This is a genomic window from Pontibacter fetidus (assembly GCF_010119545.1).
GTDB classification, from domain to species: Bacteria; Bacteroidota; Bacteroidia; order Cytophagales; family Hymenobacteraceae; genus Pontibacter; species Pontibacter fetidus.
The window spans coordinates 1-24049 of the sequence record NZ_JAAEAA010000019.1 but is presented as its reverse complement, the minus strand read 5'-3'; the positions used below and the strand labels follow the sequence as shown (position 1 = coordinate 24049).

The following is a 24049-nucleotide window of genomic DNA, read 5'->3' as shown; positions in this document are numbered from 1 at the left end:
GTGGGGCTTTTTGTATAGACTAAATAGGTTGACTCTCACCTTTACCCGGCAACTATAGCCTGCCTTGCGAACCGCTGCTTCTCCATCTGGTGGATGACCAGGTATAAACCTACAGCAGCAACTATAGATAAACCGCCCGACGCCCACCAAAGCATATCAAATCCATAGGCTGCAATAATGCTGGTGCCCAGGTATGGCGATATAACATGTGCCGCTGCATACGATATCGTATAAAGCCCCATGTAAGCACCCCTGTTATCTATATTCGATCGCTCTACGGTTATAGTTGACATAAACGGCATGGCCAGTATCTCCGAAATGCTGAGCAGTAACATCGATACAAAAAGCACACTTACCTGCGGGAAAAGATTAAGCAACACGAAAGAAAATCCAAGCATGAGCAAGCCGCTGGCTACTAGCACAGACTTTTTTGCATGCTCACCTAACAGGTAAACAATGATCATCTCCAGCGAAAAAACGATAAGGCCGTTCAGGGCCATTAGCAAACCAATGTGCGTTTCGGATAAGGCGTGTACCTGGGTATAATAGAGCGGCAACGTAGCAAACAGCTGGAAAAAAATGATAGCAAACAAGCTGCATAAGGCCGCAAAAAGTATGAACCAGCCATCGCGGTACGGTGATTTTACGGCAGGAGCTTCTTGGGAAGGTTTAGCTTTTACAGGCTGGTGCCCTTTCTGTGCCCGGAAGTATAAAAAAAAGAAAATGCCGGCCGCCATACACGTAGCGCCATCGGCAATGAACAACCATTTATACGATAACGCTGCCAGTAAGCCGCCAAGTGCCGGACCAATAGAAAAGCCAAGGTTTATGGCCATTCTGTTCAGGGAAAAAGCACGGGTTACGTTTTCAGGTTTTGAATAGTAGGCGATAGAGGATGCGTTGGCCGGTCGCAACATGTCGTTTACCAGGCTAAGTATAAAAACACCGGCTGCCATGTACTCGAACTGACGTAAATTAAGCAGTATAAAGTATAGTGCGCCACCCAGCGTAAGGCTCACAAACTGTACTTTAAAATGCCCTACTTTATCGGTGAGCCACCCACCCAGAAAAGAGCCACACACCGAGCCTAAACCATAAATACTAAGTATAGCGCCGGTCTCTTTTAAACTATAGTTTAGCTCCTTTGTCAGGTAAACCCCCAAAAAGGGTATAACCATGGCGCCGCTCCGGTTTATCAGCATTACCACCGACATCATCCAGGCCTGCTGCGACAGCCCACCAAATGCGTTACGGTAAAGTTGGAGCACCTTTTTCATGAACAAGCGGTAAAATATGCGATTAGAGACAAGGTATAAAATAAGCTGTAAACTATAGGCTGGCTACAGGAATTTTTGAGAGGAGCATTATAATTAAGCTGCCATTTTGCCGGTTATAGTTGCGCTAACCTTCTGCCCAAGCCTGATAAAGCGCTTCTCGTAATACTGGTACACCAGGTAACTTAGTATAAGGGTAATAGCTATAGCCAGGAGAATGGTGACCCAGGGAGAAAAGTGAAGTTGTTTTGCCAGATACTTTACGACCTTATGTACCAGGGGATGAAGCAAGTATACCGCATAACTGATCTCGCCCAAGGTATGCAAAGGTACATGCAGCACGTTGGGTAAGGTTAGCGGTAGTTTATACATGGCAAAGCAAACCGCCAGGCAGGTGCCCGCGAAAATAAAACGGTTCCAGTCGGTTACCAGGGTTATGGTGTTGCCGTCAGCCGGGTAATAGGTAAATACAGCTACAGCCATAATTAATAGCAACACTAATGGTAGCGAGGGTAGTTGCTTATACTTTGTGAAATAGCCAATGGCCACGCCTCCTAAAAACAGGAAGATCTGGTTAAAAGGGTTTACATAATCACGCCACTCTTGAGCGAGCGGGGCAGCATCATCTATACTATAAAAAGCAAAGTATATGGCAATGGCAACTATAAGCAAACACTCCAAAGCAAATGCCCAACGGCTATACTTTGCCGCAAACAGGAAAACAGGGAAGAAAAGGTAAAACACCAGTTCGTTACCAATAGACCAAACGCCAACCCCAATCGGCTCGTCCCAGTTCACAAAACCGAAAAGGCCAGTAAAATTCAGCACTATCCGGTCCCAGTCGCGCAGGGTAGGGTCGATGAGCAAGTATACCGGCATGATGAGCCATAGTAGCGGGAATAGCCTGAAAATGCGCTTCAGGTAAAAGTCTGTTAACGGGGCTTTCTGTAGTTGCAGGCGGGTTTCGTACACATGGTAAAGGGTAAGGCCACTCAGTACATAAAATATAGCAACACCATACAAGCCAATGCGTCCCCAGAAACTCTCAGCCTCCATGTGCCCCAGTGTCCAGCTTTGGAAGTGGTACAGCAAAATACCAAATGCAGCCAACCCCCGCACATAATCGAGTGAGGTTACTCTGGAGGGAGCTTGTTTGAGTTGCTGCACTGCCATTTTATAGTTGAGCTGCTTACTTGGTGTTAAAGGTATTCATAGTACGCTCCAGCCCGATGGTGCCAAAAGAGAGCACCGCATCCGCTGATTTCTCGATCAGGGTCTGTAGTTCGGCCTGTTCGTCGTTACTGAAGTTGCTGAGGACGTAGTCTACCTGCTTGCCTTTATGGAACGCATCGCCCACCCCAAAACGCAGGCGTGGGTAGTTGTTGTGGCCCAGCGTCTGCTCAATATTCTTTAAACCATTATGCCCACCGGCGCTGCCCTTCATCCGGATGCGCAAGGTGCCAAATGGCAAGGCAATATCATCGGTTATCACCAGCATTTGCTCCGGGCTTAGCTTTAAAGAGTTTAGCCAATGGCCTACAGCTTTGCCGCTCAGGTTCATGTAGGTAGTAGGTTTTACCAGCACATAGGTGCGGCCTTTCGCTTTAAATTCAGCTACAAATGCATGGCGGCTCACATCAAATTTGGCATCATGCTTTTTAGCCAGATAGTCCAGCACCATAAATCCGATGTTGTGGCGTGTTTCGGCGTATTCGGGACCTATGTTGCCCAAGCCAACTATAAGGTATTTCATGCTTGTATCTTCGGGTAGGGCAGGAGCTTTTGGTGCCAGCCCCAGCCATTGTTTTATAGTATCTATAGTTGAAGTGCTCAATTGCTTGATTGTTAACTTGTTGATGACTTAATTGTTAAATGGTTCTGTAAACTATAGTTCAGACAAACCTTCAATCGTGAGAAGTACGATCTCTATAAACCTTGTTAATCATAAAATTCTCTATTTATCCAGGTTCAGGCAACAACCAGCAATTACCAATCAACAAACAGCAATTTAGCAATTAAACCATTGAACAATTAAACCTCTCATCATAAACAAAAAATCCTGCCCCGCTTTGGAGCAGGGCAGGATTTGATTGCTGAGAAGCAAAGCTTATTTTTTACCAGCGCGGGCTTCTTCCATCTGAGCACTCTTAAGCGCACGAGGGATAGTTACTGTTGCAACTGGTGCTAATGCGTTTGTAAGGATCTCGTAGTTACCACCAGTGTTGATCTTGCTAACTTTGATTGACTTACCAAGCTCAAGTTCAGAGATATCAACTTCGATATAGTCTGGCAGGTTTGCAGGAAGCGCTTTTACTTTAAGCTTACGCAGCTTCGTTACAAGTTTACCACCAACTATAACACCTGGAGAAGTACCAACCATTTTAACCGGAATTTCCATTTTCACTGGCTTGTCATCCTGTAGCTCCAGGAAGTCAACGTGTAACAGCATTTCGTTAACCGGGTGGAACTGTACATCCTGCATTACTGCTCTGTAGTGTGTCCCTTCAATATTTAAGTCTACTTCGTATACTTCCGGAGAATAAACTAAGTCTCTGAACAGGATAGCTGGTGCATAGAAGTGAACTTGCTCAGCGCCGCCATATAATACACCTGGTACATAAGACTCATTACGCAGTTCTTTTGTCTGCGCTTTGCCGAGATTTGCTCTTTTAAACCCTATAATCTCTAAAGTTTTCATAAAATGAATTTGTTAAAATTTTTCGAGCCACAAAGGTAGACCTTTTATTTTAATTGTTGAAGGCTAAATTGTTTAATTGTTGAAATTTGTTCTAAAAAAATATTAACAATTTAACCATTCAGCCATTTAACAATTCAGCTTATATAAACAGCGAGCTTATAGACTCGTGCGTAACTACGTTGTTAATAGCGCGTGCAAACAGTTCGGAGAACGTAAGCACCTTTATTTTAGAAGAAGCCTGCTTAAGTGGAATGGTATCAGAAACTACCAGTTCCTCCAGTACCGAGTTCTCGATGCGCTCGTAAGCCGGACCCGAAAGCACCGGGTGCGTGGCAATAGCACGAACTGATCTGGCACCTTTTTCTTTTAACAGCTGCGCTGCTTTGGTTATCGTTCCGGCAGTGTCTACCATGTCATCCACCAACACTACATCCAGGCCTTCCACGTTACCGATCACCTGCATCGAGGCAATTTCGTTGGCGCGCACACGGTGCTTGTCGCAAACTACCATTTCGGCACCAAAGTTCTTGGCAAATGATCTTGTACGTACCACACCACCCACGTCCGGAGACGCAAAGATAAGGTTCTCGCCCAGGTTAAGGCTGCGCAGGTAAGGCACAAATATGGCTGATCCATCCAGATGATCTACCGGAATATCGAAGAAACCTTGTATCTGGCCGGCATGCAGGTCGCAGGTCATCAGGCGGTCGGCACCGCAGGACTGCACGGCATTGGCCAGCACTTTTGCCCCGATAGAAACACGTGGCTTGTCTTTACGGTCCTGGCGGGCATAGCCATAGTAAGGCATTACCACAATTACCTTGTGCGCCGATGCACGCTTAGCAGCATCTACCAGCAACATAAGTTCCATCAGGTTATCAGCCGGCGGAAACGTAGAGAGAACTATAAAGACTTCGGCACCACGCACCGACTCGTTATAGTGTACGCCAATTTCACCATCGCTGAAGCGGGAAATAGTTAGGTCGCCGAGCTTAGTGCCGTAGGCAGTAGCAATTTTCTCAGCTAAATACTGGGAGGCCGATCCGGAAAAGATTTTTACCTGGGGCATAGTCTTACTTAAAGCTAAATGAAGGGTTTAGGTTAAGATTAATATGCCTGCAAAGCTACGAAATAACTTGTTAGCGATACCTGATTATACGGATAATTATGCAGGCAATTTTCTAAAACTATAACGCTTAGTACCCTTGTATTTTAGTAACGCAGCAGTTATAGTTTAAAGTACGGGCTATAATTTATAAACTGTAACGTAGCACAAAAGCAACAGGTGCCTTGCTGGAGCCATACTATAAAACGAACCGGTTATAGTTAACAGGCAGAAGAGTAAAGTAAAAAAGCTGTAAAACAAAAAAGCCCTTAGCGTTTGCTAAGGGCTTTTTAAACGTTGTCCGACCAGGTTTCGAACCTGGACTCTTCTGAACCAAAATCAGACGTGTTGCCAGTTACACCATCGGACAAGTTACTTACTAGATTTCAGGGTGGAAGCCCCTTCGTCGTTCAGTGATGCAAAGATAGAGAGACGATTTTAAACTGCAAACATTTCCCGAAAAAAAATCGAAAAAAATTAGTCTAAAATCTGCTCCAGCGCGGTATCGTAGTGCTTTTTGGCTACTGTAATGCCATGGAAAAGTTCACCATCAATGTGGCAATCGTGGGTAGTTACGGCACCTAATTTAGTGAAATTCACACCGTTATTTTTTAGCGCACTTTCAAAAGCAGCCTGCTGTTCCGGCGAAACCGACACCACTACGCGGCTCTGACTTTCGCCAAATAAAAATGCGTCTTTTCTGAAATTTTTATCTGTTTCGATATCAAAGCCCAATTCGTTTGGCATCGCCGACTCTAACAACGCGATATATAAACCACCATCTGCTACGTCATGCGCCGAATTAACCAGCTTGTTTGCGATGATCTCTTTTATAGTTTCCTGTAGCTTTACTTCCTCGTCCATGTTAAAGTATGGAGCAGGAGAGAGTTTCACGTTGTGGTAAGAGTATAGGTACTCCGAAGAAGCAATGTTATTCTGTGCATCGCCGATCATATAGATGATGTCACCAGTGTTCTGGAAAGCCAGCGTCATTTTATTTGCTTTATCTTCCAGTATACCCAGCATACCTATAGTTGGCGTCGGGAACACAGGGCCTTCGTCGGATGACTGGTTATAGAAACTTACGTTACCACCTGTAACCGGCGTACCAAATGCGGTGCAGGCTTTGCCCATGCCTTTAATGGCGCCTACAAAGTGCCAGTATACTTCCGGCACGTAGGGGTTGCCGAAGTTAAGGCAGTTGGTTATGGCTACCGGCTCGGCGCCAGAGCAAACGATGTTGCGGGCAGCTTCGGCTACAGCAATAGCGGTTCCCTCTTCCGGGTCGGCATACACGTAGCGGCTGTTACAATCCACGGTTACCGCAATCGATTTATCAGTGCCTTTTACTTTAACTATAGCGGCATCAGCAGGGGCGTTCGTCGTCATGGTGGCAGTACCCACCATAGAGTCATACTGGCGGTATACCCAGCGCTTAGAGGCAATGTTCGGGTGTGTGGCTAAAAACTCAGCTACTTTCTGGTAATCTTCTGGCTCAGCAACCTGGTCGATGTTAAATTTCTTGCTTTCAGCAAAGTAAGCTGGTTCGCGATACTCACGATGATATACTGGCGCACCTCCACCTAACACAAGGTCATTGGCAGGTACTTCAGCTACTAACTCACCGTTTTGGTAATAGCGTAACTGGCCACCTTCAGTTACTACACCTATCTGCTCACAGTACAGGTCCCACTTATCACAGATGTCTTTTATAGTTTGCTCATAGCCTTTTTTCATAACTATAAGCATGCGCTCCTGGCTCTCAGAAAGCAAAATCTCAAAAGGCATCATGTTGGCCTGGCGGGTAGGAACTTTATCCAACCAGATATCCATACCGTGCTCGCCTTTGGCACTCATCTCAGAAGTAGAGCAAGTGATACCGGCCGCACCCATGTCCTGCATACCAATTACGTGGCCCGACTGGATGATCTCCAATGTAGCTTCCAGTAACAGTTTTTCCTGGAACGGATCGCCCACCTGCACAGATGGAAGGTCTTTGGCTGAATCTTCGTTGATGTCTTTAGATGCAAATGCGGCACCGTGTATACCATCTTTACCGGTAGCAGAACCAACTATAAACACCGGGTTGCCTACGCCATAAGAGGTAGCCGAAGCCGTTTCGCCTACTTTAACTATACCTGCCGAGAAAGCATTTACCAGCGGGTTTATGTTGTAGCATTCGTCAAAGAAAAGCTCGCCGCCAACAGTAGGTATACCAAAAGCATTGCCATAGTGGCTGATGCCTTTTACAACACCGCGTAGCAAGCCTTTTGTTTTCTCGGAATTAGGGTTGCCGAAACGCAGGGAGTTAAGCTGCGCAATTGGGCGGGCACCCATCGTAAAGATATCACGGTTTATACCGCCCACGCCGGTTGCAGCGCCCTGGTAAGGCTCTATGGCTGACGGGTGGTTGTGCGATTCTATTTTGAAGCTGCAGGCGTAACCATCGCCGATATCGACAAGGCCGGCATTTTCTTCACCGGCTTTTGCCAGCATGCGTGGCGAGTCTTTTGGCAGCGTTTTAAGCCAGACAATGGAGTTTTTGTAAGAGCAGTGCTCCGACCACATTACGGAGAAGATACTTAACTCGGTGAAATTGGGCGTGCGGCCCAGAATCTGTTTGATCTTTTCAAATTCTTCCTCCAGAAGGCCAAGCTTCTGAGCAGTTTCGACTGTTGTCAGTTGATTTTCCACGTTTTGTCTGGGTTGATGTAACGGATTAGCAAAAGTAGGAACTTATAGTTTAAGAGCACAGCAGAATTACGGATTTTATAGTTGATGTACTTTTGTGGGGTTGAAAGCAGACCTGCAGTAACAATCGGCTAACCCAGGAAAAAAAATCCGGTTTATTTTTTCTGAAGTGTCACCAACTGCTAGCAGTTTCGTAAAGTAGGAACTCCCTTATCCTTATTATTATGCCTACTACAACATTTAACCGCGAAATGATCACAACAACCTGTGGTCGCCAACTCGATCTGAGCACGACAGAACGGGTAATTGAACGTTCCAACAGCCTGTTCAGCTACAACATTCATAAGCTAAAAACCGGCGAGTACGTAATTGCAGAGAAGTTTTACGCCAACCCTTTTAACAACAGGTACATTTTGCTTAACGATGACCAGATAGAGCTGCTGAAGCAACTATAGCCAGGTGGCAGGCGTGTAGCAGGCAATCTACACTTTGTAAAAAACAAAAGATCGCAGCCAGGTTAGTCCTGGCTGCGATCTTTTGTTTTTACGTTAAACTATAGTTTGGCTACTCTTCGGCAATTCGGCCACCTCCTGTGCCTGTGCCGGTAATGGCGCCTTTCTTTTTCTCGCCACCGTTCTCAATCTCCCGGTTTATTTCCTGTATATCCACAGGTTGCGAGAAGTCGCCTAGCAAATGTTTGGTAAAGTAATCGCCCATCAGCCAGAAGAAATATTCCGTCATGTCGCCGAAAGCGTGGCGCTGCCCTGGCATCAGCATAAAATCAAAACGCTTGTTAGCTTTGATCAAGGCGTTTGCCATGCGGATGGTGTTGGCCGGGTGCACGTTGTTGTCCACGTCGCCGGTTACTAATAGCAGGTTGCCTTTCAGGTTCTTCGCCAGGTCAGGGTTTTTCTCGATGTTGTATACAAAAGAGGTGTCGCCTTTTGGAGAGATCATCTCTTTTACACCATGGTGCTTTTCGCTCCACCAGCGGTTATAGATGTTGTTCTCATGGTTACCAGCACCTGATACAGCTACCTTAAAGAAATCAGGGTAAACCAGCATAGCTGCCGTAGACATAAAACCACCACCAGAGTGCCCGGTTATACCTACTTTATCTATGTTGATGAATTTGTGGCGGTCTGCCAGCTGCTCAATAGCTGCTTTCTTATCGGCCAGGCCATAGTCGCGTAGGTTGCCGTAGCCATAGGTATGGTACCACTTAGAGCGGGCCGGGTGGCCACCTCTGTTACCAACTGTTATCACTACAAAACCAAGTTGCGCCAAACGGTCAATGCGGTCCATGCTGCGACCAAACGATTTGTTTACTGCTTCGGTTTGTGGGCCAGGGTATACATAAGCAATAACAGGGTACGTTTTGGTAGAGTCGAAATCGAATGGCTTATACATCACACCATAAATGTCTGTAATACCATCATCAGCTTTCACCATAAACGGCTCCGGGAATTTGTAACCGGTTGTCATCAGGCGGCTCAGGTCTGCTTTCTCCAAATCCATTACCTTTTTGCCCTTGCTGTTATACAGCGCTGATACCGGAACTGTATTAACTCGGGAAGCTGTGTTTACAAAGTAGCTGTTGCCATCGTTCAGGTTAGCAAAGTTGTCGAAGTTGCCTTTGTTCAGCAGTGTCAGTCCTGAGCCGTCGAAGTTAATGCGATATAAGTGCAGCAAGTAAGGGTCTTCGCCTGTCTCACGGCCATTGGCAGTAAAGTATAGTACACGGTTTTTCTCGTCTATACCTTCTATACTTTCGCAGTGATAAGAACCTGTTGTGATGCGGTTTTTAAGTTTACCGGCAGCATCATATAAGTAAAAGTGTCCCCAGCCATCGCGCTCCGACCAATGGATTAGCTCCTGGCCACCTTTAACCAGGCCAACACGCTGTACCTCTACATAGGTGTTGAAACGCTCGTTAATAACTGGTGTTACTTTACCGGTAGTTACATCCAGCTCGCAGATATCGATCTTCTTCAGGTCGCGGCTGGTGCGGGTAAAGTATAGTTTGTTGTTGGTGCCATGCCAGATGTCCGGGCGGTGTTCGTCGTCGCGGTTCTTTTTCAGGTCAGGTGCATTCCACAAACCTAATTCCTGGTCTTTAAAAGAAGCAGTGTTAATCTTCTTAGATGTTTTAGCGGCAAAGTCGAACACCATAAGCTCTCTGATAGGGGCTTCTTTTTCGCCTGGCATCTGGTATTTATAGGTTTCCAGTTCGGGTCTGCCTTTGGCCGTGTTGTGTATTACCCACAGGTCTTTTACTTTACGCTCATCTGTTCGGATAAAAGCAAAATACTTAGAATCCGGGGACCAAAGTACACGTGCCGCGTTGCGGTTGTTTTTATTTTTCTCGCGCTCGGCGTTGGTTTCGCCTCTGCTATCACCGTAACTATAGTATTCTACACCATCTTTAGTTAACTGGTGCTCTACTATAGTGGTGTCTTTCTCGTTTTTCAGGGCCTTCTGGTAATTGGCCATATCCATCCAGTACAGGTTGTGCTTACGGGCAAATACTACTGTTTTCTGATCCGGGGAGATGGAGGCCCAGCGTGCTTTAGGTTTTGGTTTTTCGTAGTCTTTCAGCTCCTGCAGCTGCTCGGTCACAAGGTTATAACGGAAGTAGAATGTTTTTTTCTGCAAAGAATCCGGAGCGGTCTTATCAATTCGGTCTTTCTTTACTTCATCCAGCGTACTTTTAACTTCGAACTGGATATTCTGCTCGCCCGGTAAAAACTTCAGGTTCTCGATTGGCAGGTGCTGTGCATCAAACGGGTCCTGCACGATCATGGTGATGGCAGAAGCAAGCTTATCCTTGTCGAAAAGCTGCTTTTTGGTTTTGGTGGCAGGGTCTACAATGTACCAGTTCTTGCCATTGCTAGTCTCGTACTCATACCAGAACCTGTCTGACTGTTTTAGCCAGTGTGGGTCTATAGTTGTACTGAAAATAAGCTTTTGCAATTTTTTGGGTGAGAAGCGTGACGCTAACTGGTAGTTGCCTTTAGCTGGCGACTGTGCCTGTGCCCCCAAGCAGAATAGCAGGAGAAGCGACAGGAGGTAAAATTTTCTCATGTTAGGCTAAAAGATTAGATAATAAAGTGTGTTGGTGGTTTGTATTTAGGCGCTACTCAGCTTAAAAAGAGCTAGTTTAACAACTTTTAATAGTAATAGCGTGCTTTAGACAGGTAAAGTGCCCTAAAGTTTAACAGCGGCAATAATAAAATATAGCTTATGTTAGCTGTATCGAACTATAGTATACCAGCAAGGCAAAACTTTTTGAGGTGTTGCATGGATATAAGAGATTTATACATTAGTTTTGCACCCTGAAATAACTCCGTTATACAAGTTAATCAATATAAAAAGTCAAATGGCGAATATTGGCAGAATTACCCAGGTTATCGGTCCGGTTGTGGACGTTAGCTTTGCGGGTGAAAACGCAAAACTTCCAAATATCCTCGATGCACTTGAGGTAATTAAAGAAAACGGTCAGCGCATCGTGCTAGAAGTGCAGCAGCACCTCGGCGAAGATCGTGTACGTACCATTGCGATGGATTCCAGCGAAGGCCTTACCCGTGGTGCACAGGTAAATGACCTGGGTGGCCCAATAACAATGCCTACTGGTAATGCTATCAACGGTCGTCTGTTCAACGTGATCGGCGAAGCGATTGATGGTATACCACAGCCCGCTGCTACTTCCCGTTTGCCAATTCACCGCGCTGCGCCGCGTTTCGAAGACCTGGCAACTTCATCTGAAATCCTGTATACTGGTATTAAAGTAATCGACTTGCTTGCCCCTTATGTAAAAGGTGGTAAAATTGGTCTTTTCGGTGGTGCCGGTGTAGGTAAAACAGTATTGATCATGGAGCTGGTAAACAACATTGCAAAGGCTTATTCAGGTCTTTCGGTGTTTGCCGGTGTAGGTGAGCGTACCCGTGAAGGAAACGACTTGCTTCGCGAATTCCTTGAGTCTGACATCATCCGTTACGGTGCAGAGTTTAAGCACTCGATGGAAGAAGGTGGATGGGACCTGACAAAAGTAGACATGGCTGAGCTGGAGAAATCTCAGGCAACACTGGTGTTCGGTCAGATGAACGAGCCTCCTGGGGCGCGTGCACGTGTGGCCCTGTCTGGTCTTACTATCGCTGAAAACTTCCGTGATGGTGATGGTACCGGCGCTGGTCGTGATATCCTTTTCTTTATCGATAATATCTTCCGCTTTACGCAGGCAGGTTCTGAGGTATCGGCTCTTCTTGGTCGTATGCCATCAGCGGTAGGTTACCAGCCAACGCTGGCAACTGAAATGGGTGCCATGCAGGAGCGTATCACGTCTACCAAGCGTGGTTCAATTACATCGGTACAGGCGGTTTACGTACCTGCGGATGACTTAACTGACCCTGCTCCAGCAACGACTTTCGCTCACCTGGATGCAACTACAGTACTTTCGCGTAAAATTGCTGAGCTTGGTATCTACCCTGCAGTAGACCCTCTGGACTCTACTTCACGCATTCTTTCTGCTGACGTTCTGGGTGAAGATCACTATGGCACAGCACAGCGCGTTAAGGAGATCCTGCAGCGTTACAAAGAACTTCAGGATATCATCGCTATCCTTGGTATGGACGAACTTTCTGACGAAGATAAGCTGGTTGTATCAAGAGCACGTCGTGTACAGCGTTTCCTGTCTCAGCCGTTCCACGTAGCAGAGCAGTTTACAGGTCTTGCAGGTGTACTTGTTGATATCAAAGACACTATCAGAGGCTTTAACGAGATCATGGACGGTAAATATGACCACCTTCCTGAGGCTGCCTTCAACCTTGTAGGTACAATTGAAGATGCCGTTGCGAAAGGTGAGAAGTTGATGGCCGAAGCAAAATAGATTTTATAGTTAAAAGTTAAGAGTTAAAAGTTAGAAGTTGGTTCTGCCACTATACCTTATAACTCTTAACTCTAAACTCTTAACTAATAAAGATGTATTTAGAGATAATCACACCAGATAAAAAGGTTTTTGCCGGTGAGGTAGATGCAGCCCAGTTTCCGGGAGCTAACGGCTCTTTTGAAGTACTGAACCTGCACGCTCCACTTATCAGCACCATGGAAAGAGGCAGAATCCGGGTAACTACCAAAAAGGGACAAGAGTTCTTTACCGTGGATGGCGGTGTGGTAGAAGTACTGAATAATAAGATTATTGTACTTGCCGAATCTGTGATCGAGTAACGAGATCTATCTACAATAGCAAAAACGCCTTCTGTTCTAAGTGAGCAGAAGGCGTTTTTATTTAATGTGGCTATAGTTATTCTTTCACCGGGAAACCGCTTTCTTTCCAGGCTTTGTAGCCACCATCTAAATGCGCCACATTGTTGTAGCCCATTTGCTGTAGTGTAGTGGTAGCCAATGCAGAACGGCCTCCGCCGGCGCAATGCAGTATCAATCGTTTGTTCTTATCGAACTCCGGTTTATGGTAAGGCTGCGTTTCATCGGCATAGAACTCGATCATGCCGCGAGGTGCATGTACCGACCCATCTATTTTACCGTTTTGGCTCAGCTCTTCGCTTTCCCTGATATCAATAAGCGTTGCCTTGCCATTTTTTAATTCTTCATGCACCTGTTGCGGCGTCAGGTTCTCGATGTTTTGTTTCGCTTCTTTTACTAAATCGGTTGCAGATTTTGCCATAGTTTTAAGCTTTATAGTTGATGGATGTGTGAACAGAAAATAGGTAGCCGGATTAACGCAACTATAACCAGGCTATAAAATCATTAAACGAAAGCTAAAATTTTAAGGTATGCGGGTTCAGAAATTGAGAAGCGGTATTCTATAGTTTGGTATTTCCTGCTTAACTTAAAGCTCGATTTACACCTGACCTATGCCGCACATAAAACCCAAAGCCACACCTATTTTTCAGACCTCTGTTTTTACGTTTGACGACCTGAACGAACTGGAGCTATACTTTGAACAGCCGGGCCAGCGCTACATGTATTCGCGTTATGCCAACCCAAACTCGGATGAGCTGGCCAATGAAGTAAACCAACTGGAAGGTGGCGTAGGAGCTATAGTTACCTCGTCGGGCATGTCGGCGATATTGGCGGCAATACTGGCGGTGTGTAAGGCTGGCGACCATGTATTGTGTGCCGAAGAGATTTACGGTGGTTCGTCGTCGTTACTGACGCAGGAGCTGAGCCGGATAGGTATAAGTGTAACGTATGTGCCATCAGCTGAAACTTATAGTTTTGACGCACTGGTACAGCCAACTACAAAGCTGTTCTTAGCCGAGACGATGAGTAACCCATTGCTATTGGTTTTCGACATTAAACGACTGGCTGAAGAAACTAAGAAGCATAACATAAAGCTGGTAATCGATAATACTTTTGCCACACCTATACTTACCAAACCGCTTAGCCTGGGTGCTGACATCGTGATCCATAGTGTTACAAAGTATTTATCGGGGCATAGCGATGTAACAGCAGGTGTTGTGATCTGTAAGAGCGAGGAAGACCTGCAACGTGTACAGAAAGTAATGCTGACCTATGGCCTGAACCTAAGCCCGTTTGAGAGTTGGCTGGCAGCACGCGGTCTAAAAACCCTGCGCCTGCGCATGAAGCAGCACTGCAGCAATGCCCAAACTATAGCTGAGTTTCTACAGCAGCATCCGAAGGTAGAACAGGTTTGGTACCCTGGCTTAGAAGCGCATGCGCAACATGCATTAGCTGAAGATCAGGGCTGTGGCATGTTTGGCGGTATGCTGAGTTTTCGGATAAAGGATAATGCTGAAGCTGTAAACCGGTTTATGCAAGGCCTGGAAGAGATTCCGTTTGCCCCGTCGCTGGCGGGAGTGAGTACATCCATTTCTTACCCGTTAGGTACCTCGCACCGCGCGCTTACGGCAGAGCAGCAACAGAAAATAGGGATTACAATTGGCGTTATCCGGTTATCAGTAGGGATAGAGGAGCCTGAAGAGTTGCTTACAGACCTGGAACGCGGATTAAGTAAAATATAAACTATAGTTATTCTTCCAGTGCCTGTTTCAGGGCTCTAACTACTTTCTCCAGATCTTCTTCGGTCAGGCTGCTGCTGCTTGGCAGGCAAAGGCCACGCTCAAAAAGGCGATCGCTGGTGCCATTGCCGTGGTAAGTATAGTTCGCAAAAAGCGGTTGCTGGTGCATGGGTTTCCAGAGGGGGCGGGTTTCGATGTTATCGTGTTCCAGTTCCTGGCGAACTTGTTCCGGTTTAAAACCTTCGGGTAAAAGTATAGTTGTGAGCCAGCGGTTAGAGAAGCAGCTTTTCGGTTCCGGCAGAAAGGTCAACCCTTCTATATCGCGCAGCTGCTCTTTGTAGTAACTATAGATTTCGCGGCGTTGTTTTACCCTTTTCTCCAACACTTCCAGCTGCCCGCGGCCAATGCCGGCGCTCACGTTGCTTAGCAGGTAATTGTAGCCCATTTGCGAATGCAGGTAATAGGGAGCCTGGTCTTTGGCCTGGTTCGCTAAATAAGCAGCTTCTTCTGCCAGTGCAGCATCGGCAGTTACCAGCACACCACCACCGGATGTAGTTACAATCTTATTTCCGTTAAAAGAGAATACCCCGATCTTCCCAAACGTACCAACCTGGTGCCCGCTATACCTGGAGCCCAGGGCTTCGGCAGCATCTTCCAGTACCGGAATCTCGTACCGGTCTGCCACAGTCATAATCTCCTTCATTTTGGCAGGCATACCATACAAATGCACTACTAAAATACAGGCAGGCTTTTTACCACGGGTTATACTATCCTGTATGGCTTTCTCCAGCAGTTCGGGGTCCATGTTCCAGGTTTCTGGTTCGCTGTCAACAAAAACTGGCGTAGCCCCCAGGTATAGTACAGGGTTTGCCGATGCCACAAACGTAAAGGTAGAACTGATCACTTCATCGCCGGCTTTAACGCCCAGCACACGCAAGGCCAGGTGTAGTGCAGCTGTACCGGAGCTCAGGGCTACGGCATGTTGCGCATTGGTGTGCTGGCATACGTCGTGCTCAAACCCCGGAATGTTAGGGCCTGCAGTGGTAACCCAGTTATCTTCAAGTGCTTTCTGCACATAGTTGCGCTCATGCCCGCCCATGTGCGGCACCGATAAAAAGATGCGACCCGGTCTGTAATTTAGTTGCTTCATGAGGGTGGTGGCAGTTACTGCTATACAAGTAAGCGAAAATCTGTTGAAGTGCCTACCGGAAAGTTACCGGCACGCAAGGTAATCATGCACTATAGTTATGCCAACGTTTATACGTTCTTTTATTGTTAAAACAGATGGTGTTTTTATCAGACAAGCGTATACTTGCCAGGCATGCAGCTAACCGATACGTATTCAGTTTTCAGTATGTTTGGTTGGGCGTAGTAGTTTTTAAACCAGGATCAATTAAAAACTCTTCAGAACAAGTACACACAATACCCGTTATTTGCTTACTTGCAGCAATTATACTTACACCGATGCTTGATTTTCCGAACGCAAAAATAAATTTAGGTTTACAGATTATCTCAAAACGCCCCGATGGTTTCCATAACCTGGAGTCGTGCTTTTACCCGGTACAGTGGTGCGATGCCCTCGAGATGTTGCCTGCCCCGGAAAACAGGTTTAGCATGAGTGGCCTGCCTGTGCCCGGCAACCCCGAAACCAACCTTTGCCTGAAAGCCTATAAACTGTTGGAACAGGAGTATAACCTGCCACCCGTACACATGCACCTGCACAAGGTTATACCAATGGGAGCGGGCTTAGGTGGTGGCTCTTCGGACGCAGCTTTTGTGTTACGCATCCTGAATAAGCTTTTCGACCTTAAACTAGCAGTAGATGCTCTGCAGGGCTATGCACGTAAGTTGGGCAGCGATTGCGCTTTTTTTGTGGAGAACAAACCGGTAATTGCTGTGGAGCGGGGCGATGTTTTTGAGCCGGCTATTATTGACCTGAAAGGCTATAGTTGTGTTATAGTTTACCCGGGCATCCATATCACCACTGCCGAAGCTTATGCCGGCGTTACCCCCGAAAAGCCAACCTGCACCATGGAAATGGTTCTGAAGCAGGATATTAAACTATGGAAAGACATTATGCACAACGATTTTGAGAAGTCGCTGTTCCCGAAGTACCCGGAGTTGGCCCGGCTTAAAGAAAATTTGTACGAAGCTGGCGCAGCATATGCCTCCATGACGGGATCGGGCTCTGCAGTGTATGGTATTTTTAAAGGCGATGCCCCGGATTTAATCTTCCCGCAAAATTACCTCGTCTGGAAAGGCCTTCTGTAGTTTTTTGCGACGCTCCGCTATAGTATTGATGACCGGGTAAATAAACACGCTCAACAATACCACACCAGCCCCAATGTAAAACTCCCGCGATAGCTGGCTGCTTTCATCAAAAATAAAAATAGCCAGGATAATGCCGTACACAGGCTCCAGGTTTACGGTCAGGTTCATGGTGAAGGCCGAGATGCGCTGCATTAACCGTACACCGGCAGTATAGGCATACACCGTACAAGCCAGTATAAGTATAGCCAGGTAAACCCAGTCCATTGGGATAAGGTTAAAGTTAAGCTGGTTGCCTTCCGCAAAATATAGGGTATAAACCGGTAAAAACAGAATAGTGCCCAGGAACGCCCCGCCCATTTCGTAGCAGGTTATCGTGGTGGAAGGTATCTTTTTTACCAAGCCCGCATTGATGATCGTAAAAATAGAGGCCAGCAATGCGGAGCCTATCGCCATACTTATACCCAGGATGCTCTTAAAATCTGTCTCCTCCCGGAAGATGATATACAGGCCAAGTATAATGAGCAAGGCAAGGAACACTTCGTAAGGCTTTATTTTCTTACTCGTAAACATAGGCTCCAGGAACGAGGTCCAGAGGCTGGCAGTGGCCATACCTATTAAACAGATAGATACCGACGATACGCGTGCTGCTGCGAAGAACAATATCCAGTGCCCCGCTATCAGGAAACCGACACCCAGCATTTTAAGGCCTGTTGCCCTGCCCAGCCAGAAAGGGGCCTTGGTTTTGTAGATAATAAGGCCCAGCGCAATGGCGGTAATTAATGTACGGATAGCTACCAGCTCTACAGCGGGTATAGTTATCAGTTTACCAAGTATAGCGGTAAAGCCCCACAGAAAAATAACAAAATGAAGCTCTATAAAATCTTTTAAGCGTGGCATTAGCGCGGTATGTAACGGTAAAGTAAAAAGCCGATGCCCGTGAAAACTATAGTTGGGATCCAGGCTGCAATGTGTGGCGGAATATCGCCGACCTGTGCCAGGCTTCGGCTGGTAATAACGAAAACTATAAATACGAACGCCAGGAAAAAACCGAGCGCAATCTGTACCCCAACCCCCCCACGGGCCTTACGGGCACTAACTATAACACCAATTACAGTAAGTATAATAATAGCAAACGGGTAACTGAAGCGCTCATACTTCTCCACCAGGTAAATCTCGATATCATCGGCACCCCGCATCTTTTTTTCTGCTATCAGGCTGTTCAGTTCGGGCAGGGTAAGGGTCTGCTCCAGTTTGTAAGTGCTTTCAAAATCTTTGGGCTGCATGTTCAGGGTGGTGTCCAGGTCCTGGCCTTTATAGATCGTTTCCTTTTCGCCGTTAAATGTGCGCAGGGTATAAAAATCCATGTGCCACTTGCCAGCCTCTTCGTCCCAGGACACGCTGTTGGATGTGATTTTGCTTTTTAAGATTGTACCATCAATCTGTTCGAGAGCAAAGTTATACCCGATATGTGCATTGTTGTTATAGCTCTCCATAAACACATATGCATCGGGAGCAATTTTGATGTGGATATTGCGGCTATCGTAGGTATAAGGGCTTTTAACATACTTTACCTGGAAGGCTACGCTCTTTTTGTTAGCATTCGGAATAACCCAGCCAATTAGCCCGAAAATAGAAACCCCGATAAACGCAGCACCAACCACATACGGTACCAGCAACCTTCTGAAGCTGATACCGCTGCTCAGCATGGCTACAATCTCGGTATGCGAGGCCAGTTTTGCCGTAACAAACACCGTAGCAATAAACACCGTAATCGGGCTCAGCATGTTAGCGTAAAACGGAATCAGGTTGATGTAGTAATCGAAAATGATCTCGGCTAATGGTACCTTCTCCTGTATAAAGTCATCGTTCTTCTCCGTAAAGTCGATTACCAGGATAATGGATACAAGTATCAGCACCGCGAACACAAACGTGGTGAGAAACTTCTTCAATATGTACCAGTCGAGAATCTTCAAAAGTTAGAAAGTTAAAAGGTTAGAAAGTTAGAAAGTTACGGGAACAGAAAGAACAACTTTTTAACTTTCTAACTTCCCAACTTTCTAACTATAAACGTGTCATTAATTTCTTTACCATTACGTCTTTCCAGTCGCGGAAAGTGCCGTTTATAATTTGCTGGCGCGCCTGTTTTACCAACCATAAATAGAAGGTAAGGTTATGCACGCTGGCGATCTGGCCGGCCAGGTATTCGGTGCTGTGCACCAGATGGCGCAGATAAGCCTTGGTGTAAAACGTGCTTACATAACCGCCCAGTTCCGCATCTATTGGCGTAAAGTCGTCGGCCCATTTTTTGTTCCGGATATTAATAATGCCTTGCGTGGTAAACAGCATGCCGTTGCGGGCATTACGGGTTGGCAACACGCAGTCAAACATATCTACGCCCAGCGCAATGTTCTCCAGTATGTTGGCCGGAGTGCCTACGCCCATCAGGTAACGCGGCTTATCAGCAGGCAGTATATCGCACACCACTTCGGTCATCTCGTACATCATCTCGGCCGGCTCACCCACCGACAAACCGCCAATGGCATTGCCCTCGCGGCCAAAGCTGGCAATCGTTTCAGCAGACTTTACACGGAGGTCTTTGTAAGTACTACCCTGAACTATAGGAAACAGCGTTTGATTATACCCATACTTTGGTTCGGTGCTGTCAAACCTATCCACACAGCGCTGCAGCCAGCGGTGCGTGCGCTCCATCGAGTTTTTGGCGTAACTATAGTCGCAAGGGTAGGGGGTGCATTCGTCAAAGGCCATGATAATATCAGCGCCAATCGTTCGCTGCGTATCCATTACGTTTTCAGGCGTAAAATCAAGCGCAGAACCATCTATATGAGACCGGAACTTTACACCTTCTTCTTTTATCTTGCGTGTGCCGGATAACGAAAAAACCTGGTAACCCCCGCTGTCTGTTAAAATGGGCCTATCCCAACCGTTAAATTTATGCAAGCCACCAGCCTGCTCCAGCACTTTCAGGCCCGGACGAAGGTACAAATGATAGGTATTGCCCAGTATGATCTCAGCTTTAACATCTTCTTTCAGTTCGCGCTGGTGTACGGCCTTAACAGTGCCGGCTGTGCCAACGGGCATAAAAATAGGCGTTTCGATGGCGCCGTGGTCGGTTTGCACCACGCCTGCGCGTGCTTTGGATTGTTTATCTGTTACTACTAACGAAAATTGCATAGTGTGCGCTAAATGCTCCCCGGTTAAAGAAGCGGCTGCCGGCTATAGTTGCTCACCAGCAGATTATTATGATTTAAAGAAATAAGCCGCAAAGATACGAACAAGTGCAGTACAAACCTTAAAGATTTATTAATTACAATCAGCATTCGGAAATGCCCACAGAATAGCTATTTTTGAGATATAATTGTAGAATGGCTTATAGTGATGCCTTTGTATGGGCAGGATAAAGGAGTCAATTTTACTTATTGTTCATTTTAGAAATCCGATAATCTGATAATTAAACTTTTACTTTGATTTCACTTGTACTTTTAGCGCTGCTCGGCCTTTGTGTGCTGGTGCAGTTATATTTTGCCCTAGTTTATTTTTTCCCGTTAAGCCGCCACCAGGACCCTGCCATAACGCAGCACGTTCCGGTATCGGTTATAGTTGCTGCCCATAACGAGCAGGACAACCTGTTTGAGCTACTGCCCATGTTGCTTGACCAGGAGCACCCTGAGTTTGAAGTGCTGGTAGTGAACGACCGTTCCGACGACGACACCGAGTTTTACCTGTACGAACTGGAAAAACAGTTCCCTAACTTTAAGGTGGTAACTATAAAAAAGACGCCGGAATATCTTAATTCTAAAAAATATGCGTTAGCCTTAGGTATACGGGCTGCCAAATACGAGCACATGCTTTTTACCGATGCTGACTGCCGGCCTTATAGTCCTAAATGGATTGAAAAGATGCAGAGCGGGTACGTAACAGGGGCTGATGTGGTACTTGGCTACTCTCCGTATGCACAATTAAAAGGATTTTTAAATCATCTTATCCGATATGAAACATTACTGACGGCTATTCAGTATCTGTCTCAGGCAAATAAAGGACACGCCTACATGGGGGTGGGTAGAAACTTATCTTACACCAAAACGTGTTTCTTTAGAAACAAAGGGTTTGCCTCTCATATCAAAACAACCGGCGGCGACGATGACCTATTTGTTAGAGATGCCGTCAACAATAGCAAAGTAAATATTGTTATAGACAAAGAGGCTCAGACCTGGAGTATTCCCAAAAAGACGTTTCGGGAATGGATCATCCAGAAGAGAAGGCACTTATCTGCAGGAAAGCAGTATAAAGCAAATGATAAAAGAAAAATTGGCGCATTCGTAATCTCTAACATCTTTTTTTACGTATTAGCTATCATTCTTCTTGTCGTAAATAGTCATTTAGCTATATTAGCCGCTATAGTCGGTTTGCGGTACATTGTAATGTTTACCGCGTATGCATCAGTAGCACGCAGACTAAACGACAAGCTCTCCTTGTTTTTATTGCCAGTACTAGACATTGTGTACTTTTTTAATTACCTGTTCCTTGGTATATCTGTACTACTGTATAAACGAATCAGATGGAAGTAAATAAACAATTCTCAGCGAAAGCTAAACACGATTTCAAGCTGATACAAGCAGCCGTTGAAGACAACGACGAGAAAGCGTATGCTGAGCTGATGAGTATCTATAAAAAGCCTGTATACCACGTTGTGCTTAAAATGGTGCGCAACGCCGATGATGCCGAAGACCTAACGATAGAAGCTTTTGCGAAGGCGTTCCGAAACCTGCACAAGTTTAACCCGGAGTATGCTTTCAGTACCTGGTTGTTCCGTATCGCAACAAACAACTGTATCGACTTTATCCGCAAGAACCGCATTAAAACGATGAGTATCGACTCAGCCATAAAAATTGATAATGGCGACGAGATAACCATAGACTTTAAGGACAAGAACCTGAACCCACAGGAGGAAGCAATCAAAAATCAGAAGATCGAGATCATGCAGTACGTAGTGGCCAAGCTGCCCGAGAAATACCAGCGCCTGGTAACACTGCGTTACTTTAACGAGCTAAGCTATGAAGAGATAGCTACGGAGCTGAACGCACCGCTTGGAACTGTAAAAGCCCAGCTGCACCGCGCCCGCGAATTGCTATATGACATGGTGAAGAACAAGAAACACCTTATTTAATGGTTGATGGTTAAATTGTTTGATTGTTGATTTTTTTAACCATTTAACAATACAACCATTTAACCATTGAATTTAAAATATTGATTTCGTTTTAAGACCCCTGTTGCCTGAGTGCGGCAGGGGTTTTATAGTTTTAATGCCTATCCCGTACTTATTTTATACTTTTGCAGCTCGTAAGCTATAGTTGATATGAAAGTTCGGATTGGTGAAAGGTTGCTGGCAAAAACAGGAGAACTATACCTGCAGCTACGCTTGCGTAATAAATCTGCAGTTGAAAGGGAGCTGACTATAAAATACGGAGGCCAGTACCGTAACGCCGGGCTTATGCTGCTGTTTGATGTTTTAATGGCCTTAGCCGTAGTAGCTGTAGTTGGGCTGGTAACTATAGTGCTGTATTTTACCACCGTATAACTTTCTAACTTTTTAACTTTCTAACTATAAACATGACCGCTATCCGAACACTGCTATCAGGTTACTTTCCGGACCTTACCGAAGACCAGTTGCAAAAGTATGAGCGCATGGGCGAACTATACCAGGAGTGGAACCAGAAGATAAACGTTATCTCGCGCAAGGATATGGACCATATTGGCGAGCATCATATACTGCATTCGCTGGGTATAGCTAAAGTGGTTCAGTTTCCGGCGCATACCTCGGTATTGGATGTGGGTACAGGTGGTGGCTTGCCAGGTCTGCCATTAGCTGTCATGTTCCCGGATGTGAAATTCCATTTGGTAGATTCAATAGGCAAAAAGATACATGTGGTGCAGGAGATAGCCCGTGAGCTGCATTTGCAGAATGTTACCGCCAGCCATGTGCGGGCCGAACAGGTGCGTGATAAATTTGATTTTGTGGTGAGCCGTGCTGTTACCCGTCTTGCTAATTTCTGGCCATGGGTGATGAACAGCTTTAAAAAGACCGGCTCCCCAATTGAGGGGCTGTATTATTTAAAAGGCGGAGACTTGGAAGAAGAAATTGCCGAGTCAGGCCTTATTTCAAAACAATATAACCTCAGCGATTACTTTACCGAAGAGTTTTTTGAGACGAAGAAAGTGGTGTATGTGCCGTTAAAGTAGGACTAAGATTTTTAGGGTTTTCAGGATTATACCTCACCCAGCCCTCTCCCAAAAACAGAAGAGGGAGTTTATAACCCCCAATTATTTTGCTGGCGCGAGCCTCCAGACTCGTGGCTTATAGTGAATGTTGAGTCTCTGACTTAACTGGCCCGGCAGGGAGAAGCTCTGCAATAGCGCTGGCTATAGTTTTATAAGCTACTGTGGTCAAACCACCCTTACCCACTCAGAGCTACGCTCGCTACCTTCAAATTCGCTTCTCGGTAGTCCATGGAGGGGAGTTTTTACTGCTATTGCTATAGTTTGATCTATAGGTCTATAGTTAGCGTTTCAACCCACCCCTGCCCCTCCCGAGAGGGGAGTTTTCTGTCTTGGCTATAGTTGGGTTTATAGTTTTATAGGTGCTGTTTTACCTCACCCCAGCCCTCTCCTAACAGGAGAGGGAGTTTAAGCCTTTGCTATAGTTGAAAGGATAACTATATAGTTGCAGCCTATCCACGGACAGGTCGCGACCTGTCCCTACGAAACTATAACCACGATCAATGTCGAAGCAAGCAGTCTCACACTATTGTTGCAGTTAAATAGTAGAAAGATCACAGTCTTTGGGTTGAGCGCCTTTGACTTATTGCGGTGGCGTGAGCCAATCCGAGGCACGAGGATAGCAAGAAGGCAGCAGCGCGATGCCCGAAGACGGGGCCTCCCGGCCCAGGAAGGCACCAAAGCTCAATTGAAACGATCGGTTTGTAGAGCTTCCAGG

At 46.0% G+C, this 24049-nt stretch carries 21 protein-coding genes and 1 tRNA gene; 9 read left to right on the top strand and 13 right to left on the bottom strand.

Annotated features, from left to right (window positions below; genetic code table 11):
* Positions 1–41: 41 nt before the first annotated feature.
* The 7 genes from GWO68_RS14065 to purL all read right to left on the bottom strand — a co-directional run bounded on the left by GWO68_RS14065 (position 42) and on the right by purL (position 7771).
* A complete protein-coding gene (locus GWO68_RS14065; RefSeq protein ID WP_162347102.1) occupies positions 42–1277 on the bottom strand; it encodes an MFS transporter in 1236 nt (411 codons plus the stop codon).
* A 93-nt stretch (positions 1278–1370) separates the two neighbouring features.
* A complete protein-coding gene (locus GWO68_RS14060) occupies positions 1371–2447 on the bottom strand; it encodes an acyltransferase family protein (protein WP_162347101.1) in 1077 nt (358 codons plus the stop codon).
* 16 nt (positions 2448–2463) lie between these two features.
* A complete protein-coding gene (gene pth / locus GWO68_RS14055; RefSeq protein ID WP_162347150.1) occupies positions 2464–3027 on the bottom strand; it encodes an aminoacyl-tRNA hydrolase in 564 nt (187 codons plus the stop codon).
* A gap of 354 nt (positions 3028–3381) precedes the next feature.
* Complete coding sequence (locus GWO68_RS14050) at positions 3382–3972, bottom strand: 50S ribosomal protein L25/general stress protein Ctc (protein WP_162347100.1); 591 nt, start codon at positions 3970–3972, stop codon at positions 3382–3384.
* Positions 3973–4111: 139 nt separating this feature from the next.
* Complete coding sequence (locus GWO68_RS14045) at positions 4112–5041, bottom strand: ribose-phosphate pyrophosphokinase (RefSeq protein ID WP_162347099.1); 930 nt, start codon at positions 5039–5041, stop codon at positions 4112–4114.
* 333 nt (positions 5042–5374) lie between these two features.
* Positions 5375–5447: transfer RNA gene (locus tag GWO68_RS14040), tRNA-Gln, on the bottom strand.
* 107 nt (positions 5448–5554) lie between these two features.
* Positions 5555–7771, bottom strand: coding sequence for a phosphoribosylformylglycinamidine synthase subunit PurL (gene purL / locus GWO68_RS14035; RefSeq protein WP_162347098.1), 2217 nt, complete (start codon positions 7769–7771; stop codon positions 5555–5557).
* 221 nt (positions 7772–7992) lie between these two features.
* Here purL and GWO68_RS14030 point away from each other — a divergent pair, with 221 nt between their 5' ends.
* Positions 7993–8223, top strand: a complete 231-nt coding sequence (locus tag GWO68_RS14030; RefSeq protein WP_162347097.1) for a hypothetical protein — start codon at positions 7993–7995, stop codon at positions 8221–8223.
* Between the two features lie 109 nt (positions 8224–8332).
* Here GWO68_RS14030 and GWO68_RS14025 read toward each other — a convergent pair whose 3' ends face one another.
* Positions 8333–10852, bottom strand: a complete 2520-nt coding sequence (locus GWO68_RS14025) for a S9 family peptidase (protein WP_162347096.1) — start codon at positions 10850–10852, stop codon at positions 8333–8335.
* Between the two features lie 295 nt (positions 10853–11147).
* Between GWO68_RS14025 and atpD the strand changes: the two genes are divergently transcribed.
* On the top strand, positions 11148–12653 hold the full coding sequence (gene atpD, locus GWO68_RS14020) for a F0F1 ATP synthase subunit beta (protein WP_162347095.1): 1506 nt from the start codon (positions 11148–11150) through the stop codon (positions 12651–12653).
* A gap of 92 nt (positions 12654–12745) precedes the next feature.
* A complete protein-coding gene (gene atpC / locus GWO68_RS14015; protein WP_162347094.1) occupies positions 12746–12991 on the top strand; it encodes an ATP synthase F1 subunit epsilon in 246 nt (81 codons plus the stop codon).
* A 76-nt stretch (positions 12992–13067) separates the two neighbouring features.
* Here the strand turns inward: atpC and GWO68_RS14010 are convergent, their stop codons facing one another.
* Entirely contained in the window at positions 13068–13448 is a 381-nt protein-coding gene (locus tag GWO68_RS14010; RefSeq protein ID WP_162347093.1) for a rhodanese-like domain-containing protein, read from the bottom strand.
* 190 nt (positions 13449–13638) lie between these two features.
* Between GWO68_RS14010 and GWO68_RS14005 the strand changes: the two genes are divergently transcribed.
* Entirely contained in the window at positions 13639–14769 is a 1131-nt protein-coding gene (locus GWO68_RS14005; protein ID WP_162347092.1) for a trans-sulfuration enzyme family protein, read from the top strand.
* 7 nt (positions 14770–14776) lie between these two features.
* On the opposite strand, the gene GWO68_RS14000 is transcribed toward GWO68_RS14005, so the two are convergent.
* A complete protein-coding gene (locus GWO68_RS14000; RefSeq protein WP_162347091.1) occupies positions 14777–15916 on the bottom strand; it encodes a DegT/DnrJ/EryC1/StrS family aminotransferase in 1140 nt (379 codons plus the stop codon).
* A gap of 314 nt (positions 15917–16230) precedes the next feature.
* Between GWO68_RS14000 and ispE the strand changes: the two genes are divergently transcribed.
* On the top strand, positions 16231–17037 hold the full coding sequence (ispE, locus tag GWO68_RS13995; protein ID WP_162347090.1) for a 4-(cytidine 5'-diphospho)-2-C-methyl-D-erythritol kinase: 807 nt from the start codon (positions 16231–16233) through the stop codon (positions 17035–17037).
* Here the strand turns inward: ispE and GWO68_RS13990 are convergent.
* The 3 genes from GWO68_RS13990 to tgt form a co-directional block, all read right to left on the bottom strand.
* Positions 16993–17934 carry a DMT family transporter gene (locus GWO68_RS13990; RefSeq protein WP_162347089.1) on the bottom strand — a complete coding sequence of 314 codons (942 nt, stop codon included), beginning with the start codon at positions 17932–17934 and terminating at the stop codon, positions 16993–16995. The two genes, ispE and GWO68_RS13990, sit on opposite strands and share 45 nt — an antisense overlap.
* Positions 17934–19010, bottom strand: a complete 1077-nt coding sequence (locus GWO68_RS13985; protein WP_162347088.1) for an LptF/LptG family permease — start codon at positions 19008–19010, stop codon at positions 17934–17936. Before GWO68_RS13985 ends, GWO68_RS13990 begins: the two co-directional genes overlap by 1 nt.
* An 88-nt stretch (positions 19011–19098) precedes the next feature.
* The gene (tgt, locus tag GWO68_RS13980; protein WP_162347087.1) at positions 19099–20229 is read right to left on the bottom strand and encodes a tRNA guanosine(34) transglycosylase Tgt; all 1131 of its coding nucleotides are present in this window, start codon (positions 20227–20229) and stop codon (positions 19099–19101) included.
* A 290-nt stretch (positions 20230–20519) separates the two neighbouring features.
* Here tgt and GWO68_RS13975 point away from each other — a divergent pair, with 290 nt between their 5' ends.
* From GWO68_RS13975 to rsmG, 4 genes are all read left to right on the top strand, one after another.
* Positions 20520–21623: a glycosyltransferase gene (locus tag GWO68_RS13975; RefSeq protein ID WP_162347086.1), complete on the top strand. Its 1104-nt coding sequence runs from the start codon at positions 20520–20522 to the stop codon at positions 21621–21623.
* Positions 21614–22222 carry an RNA polymerase sigma factor gene (locus GWO68_RS13970; RefSeq protein WP_162347085.1) on the top strand — a complete coding sequence of 203 codons (609 nt, stop codon included), beginning with the start codon at positions 21614–21616 and terminating at the stop codon, positions 22220–22222. The genes GWO68_RS13975 and GWO68_RS13970 overlap by 10 nt, the downstream gene beginning before the upstream one ends.
* Positions 22223–22411: 189 nt before the next feature.
* Positions 22412–22633 carry a hypothetical protein gene (locus tag GWO68_RS13965; RefSeq protein WP_162347084.1) on the top strand — a complete coding sequence of 74 codons (222 nt, stop codon included), beginning with the start codon at positions 22412–22414 and terminating at the stop codon, positions 22631–22633.
* 32 nt (positions 22634–22665) lie between these two features.
* Positions 22666–23295, top strand: coding sequence for a 16S rRNA (guanine(527)-N(7))-methyltransferase RsmG (gene rsmG / locus GWO68_RS13960; protein ID WP_162347083.1), 630 nt, complete (start codon positions 22666–22668; stop codon positions 23293–23295).
* Positions 23296–24049 lie beyond the last annotated feature (754 nt).

Excerpts from the sequence above, each read along its gene's own strand:
- GWO68_RS14065 (WP_162347102.1), bottom strand. The coding sequence starts at position 1,277 with ATGAAAAAGGTGCTCCAACTTTACCGTAACGCATTTGGTGGGCTGTCG.
- GWO68_RS14060 (WP_162347101.1), bottom strand. The coding sequence starts at position 2,447 with ATGGCAGTGCAGCAACTCAAACAAGCTCCCTCCAGAGTAACCTCACTC.
- pth (WP_162347150.1), bottom strand. The coding sequence starts at position 3,027 with ATGAAATACCTTATAGTTGGCTTGGGCAACATAGGTCCCGAATACGCC.
- GWO68_RS14050 (WP_162347100.1), bottom strand. The coding sequence starts at position 3,972 with ATGAAAACTTTAGAGATTATAGGGTTTAAAAGAGCAAATCTCGGCAAA.
- GWO68_RS14045 (WP_162347099.1), bottom strand. The coding sequence starts at position 5,041 with ATGCCCCAGGTAAAAATCTTTTCCGGATCGGCCTCCCAGTATTTAGCT.
- GWO68_RS14030 (WP_162347097.1), top strand. The coding sequence starts at position 7,993 with ATGCCTACTACAACATTTAACCGCGAAATGATCACAACAACCTGTGGT.
- GWO68_RS14025 (WP_162347096.1), bottom strand. The coding sequence starts at position 10,852 with ATGAGAAAATTTTACCTCCTGTCGCTTCTCCTGCTATTCTGCTTGGGG.
- atpD (WP_162347095.1), top strand. The coding sequence starts at position 11,148 with ATGGCGAATATTGGCAGAATTACCCAGGTTATCGGTCCGGTTGTGGAC.
- atpC (WP_162347094.1), top strand. The coding sequence starts at position 12,746 with ATGTATTTAGAGATAATCACACCAGATAAAAAGGTTTTTGCCGGTGAG.
- GWO68_RS14010 (WP_162347093.1), bottom strand. The coding sequence starts at position 13,448 with ATGGCAAAATCTGCAACCGATTTAGTAAAAGAAGCGAAACAAAACATC.
- GWO68_RS14005 (WP_162347092.1), top strand. The coding sequence starts at position 13,639 with ATGCCGCACATAAAACCCAAAGCCACACCTATTTTTCAGACCTCTGTT.
- GWO68_RS14000 (WP_162347091.1), bottom strand. The coding sequence starts at position 15,916 with ATGAAGCAACTAAATTACAGACCGGGTCGCATCTTTTTATCGGTGCCG.
- ispE (WP_162347090.1), top strand. The coding sequence starts at position 16,231 with ATGCTTGATTTTCCGAACGCAAAAATAAATTTAGGTTTACAGATTATC.
- GWO68_RS13990 (WP_162347089.1), bottom strand. The coding sequence starts at position 17,934 with ATGCCACGCTTAAAAGATTTTATAGAGCTTCATTTTGTTATTTTTCTG.
- tgt (WP_162347087.1), bottom strand. The coding sequence starts at position 20,229 with ATGCAATTTTCGTTAGTAGTAACAGATAAACAATCCAAAGCACGCGCA.
- GWO68_RS13970 (WP_162347085.1), top strand. The coding sequence starts at position 21,614 with ATGGAAGTAAATAAACAATTCTCAGCGAAAGCTAAACACGATTTCAAG.
- GWO68_RS13965 (WP_162347084.1), top strand. The coding sequence starts at position 22,412 with ATGAAAGTTCGGATTGGTGAAAGGTTGCTGGCAAAAACAGGAGAACTA.
- rsmG (WP_162347083.1), top strand. The coding sequence starts at position 22,666 with ATGACCGCTATCCGAACACTGCTATCAGGTTACTTTCCGGACCTTACC.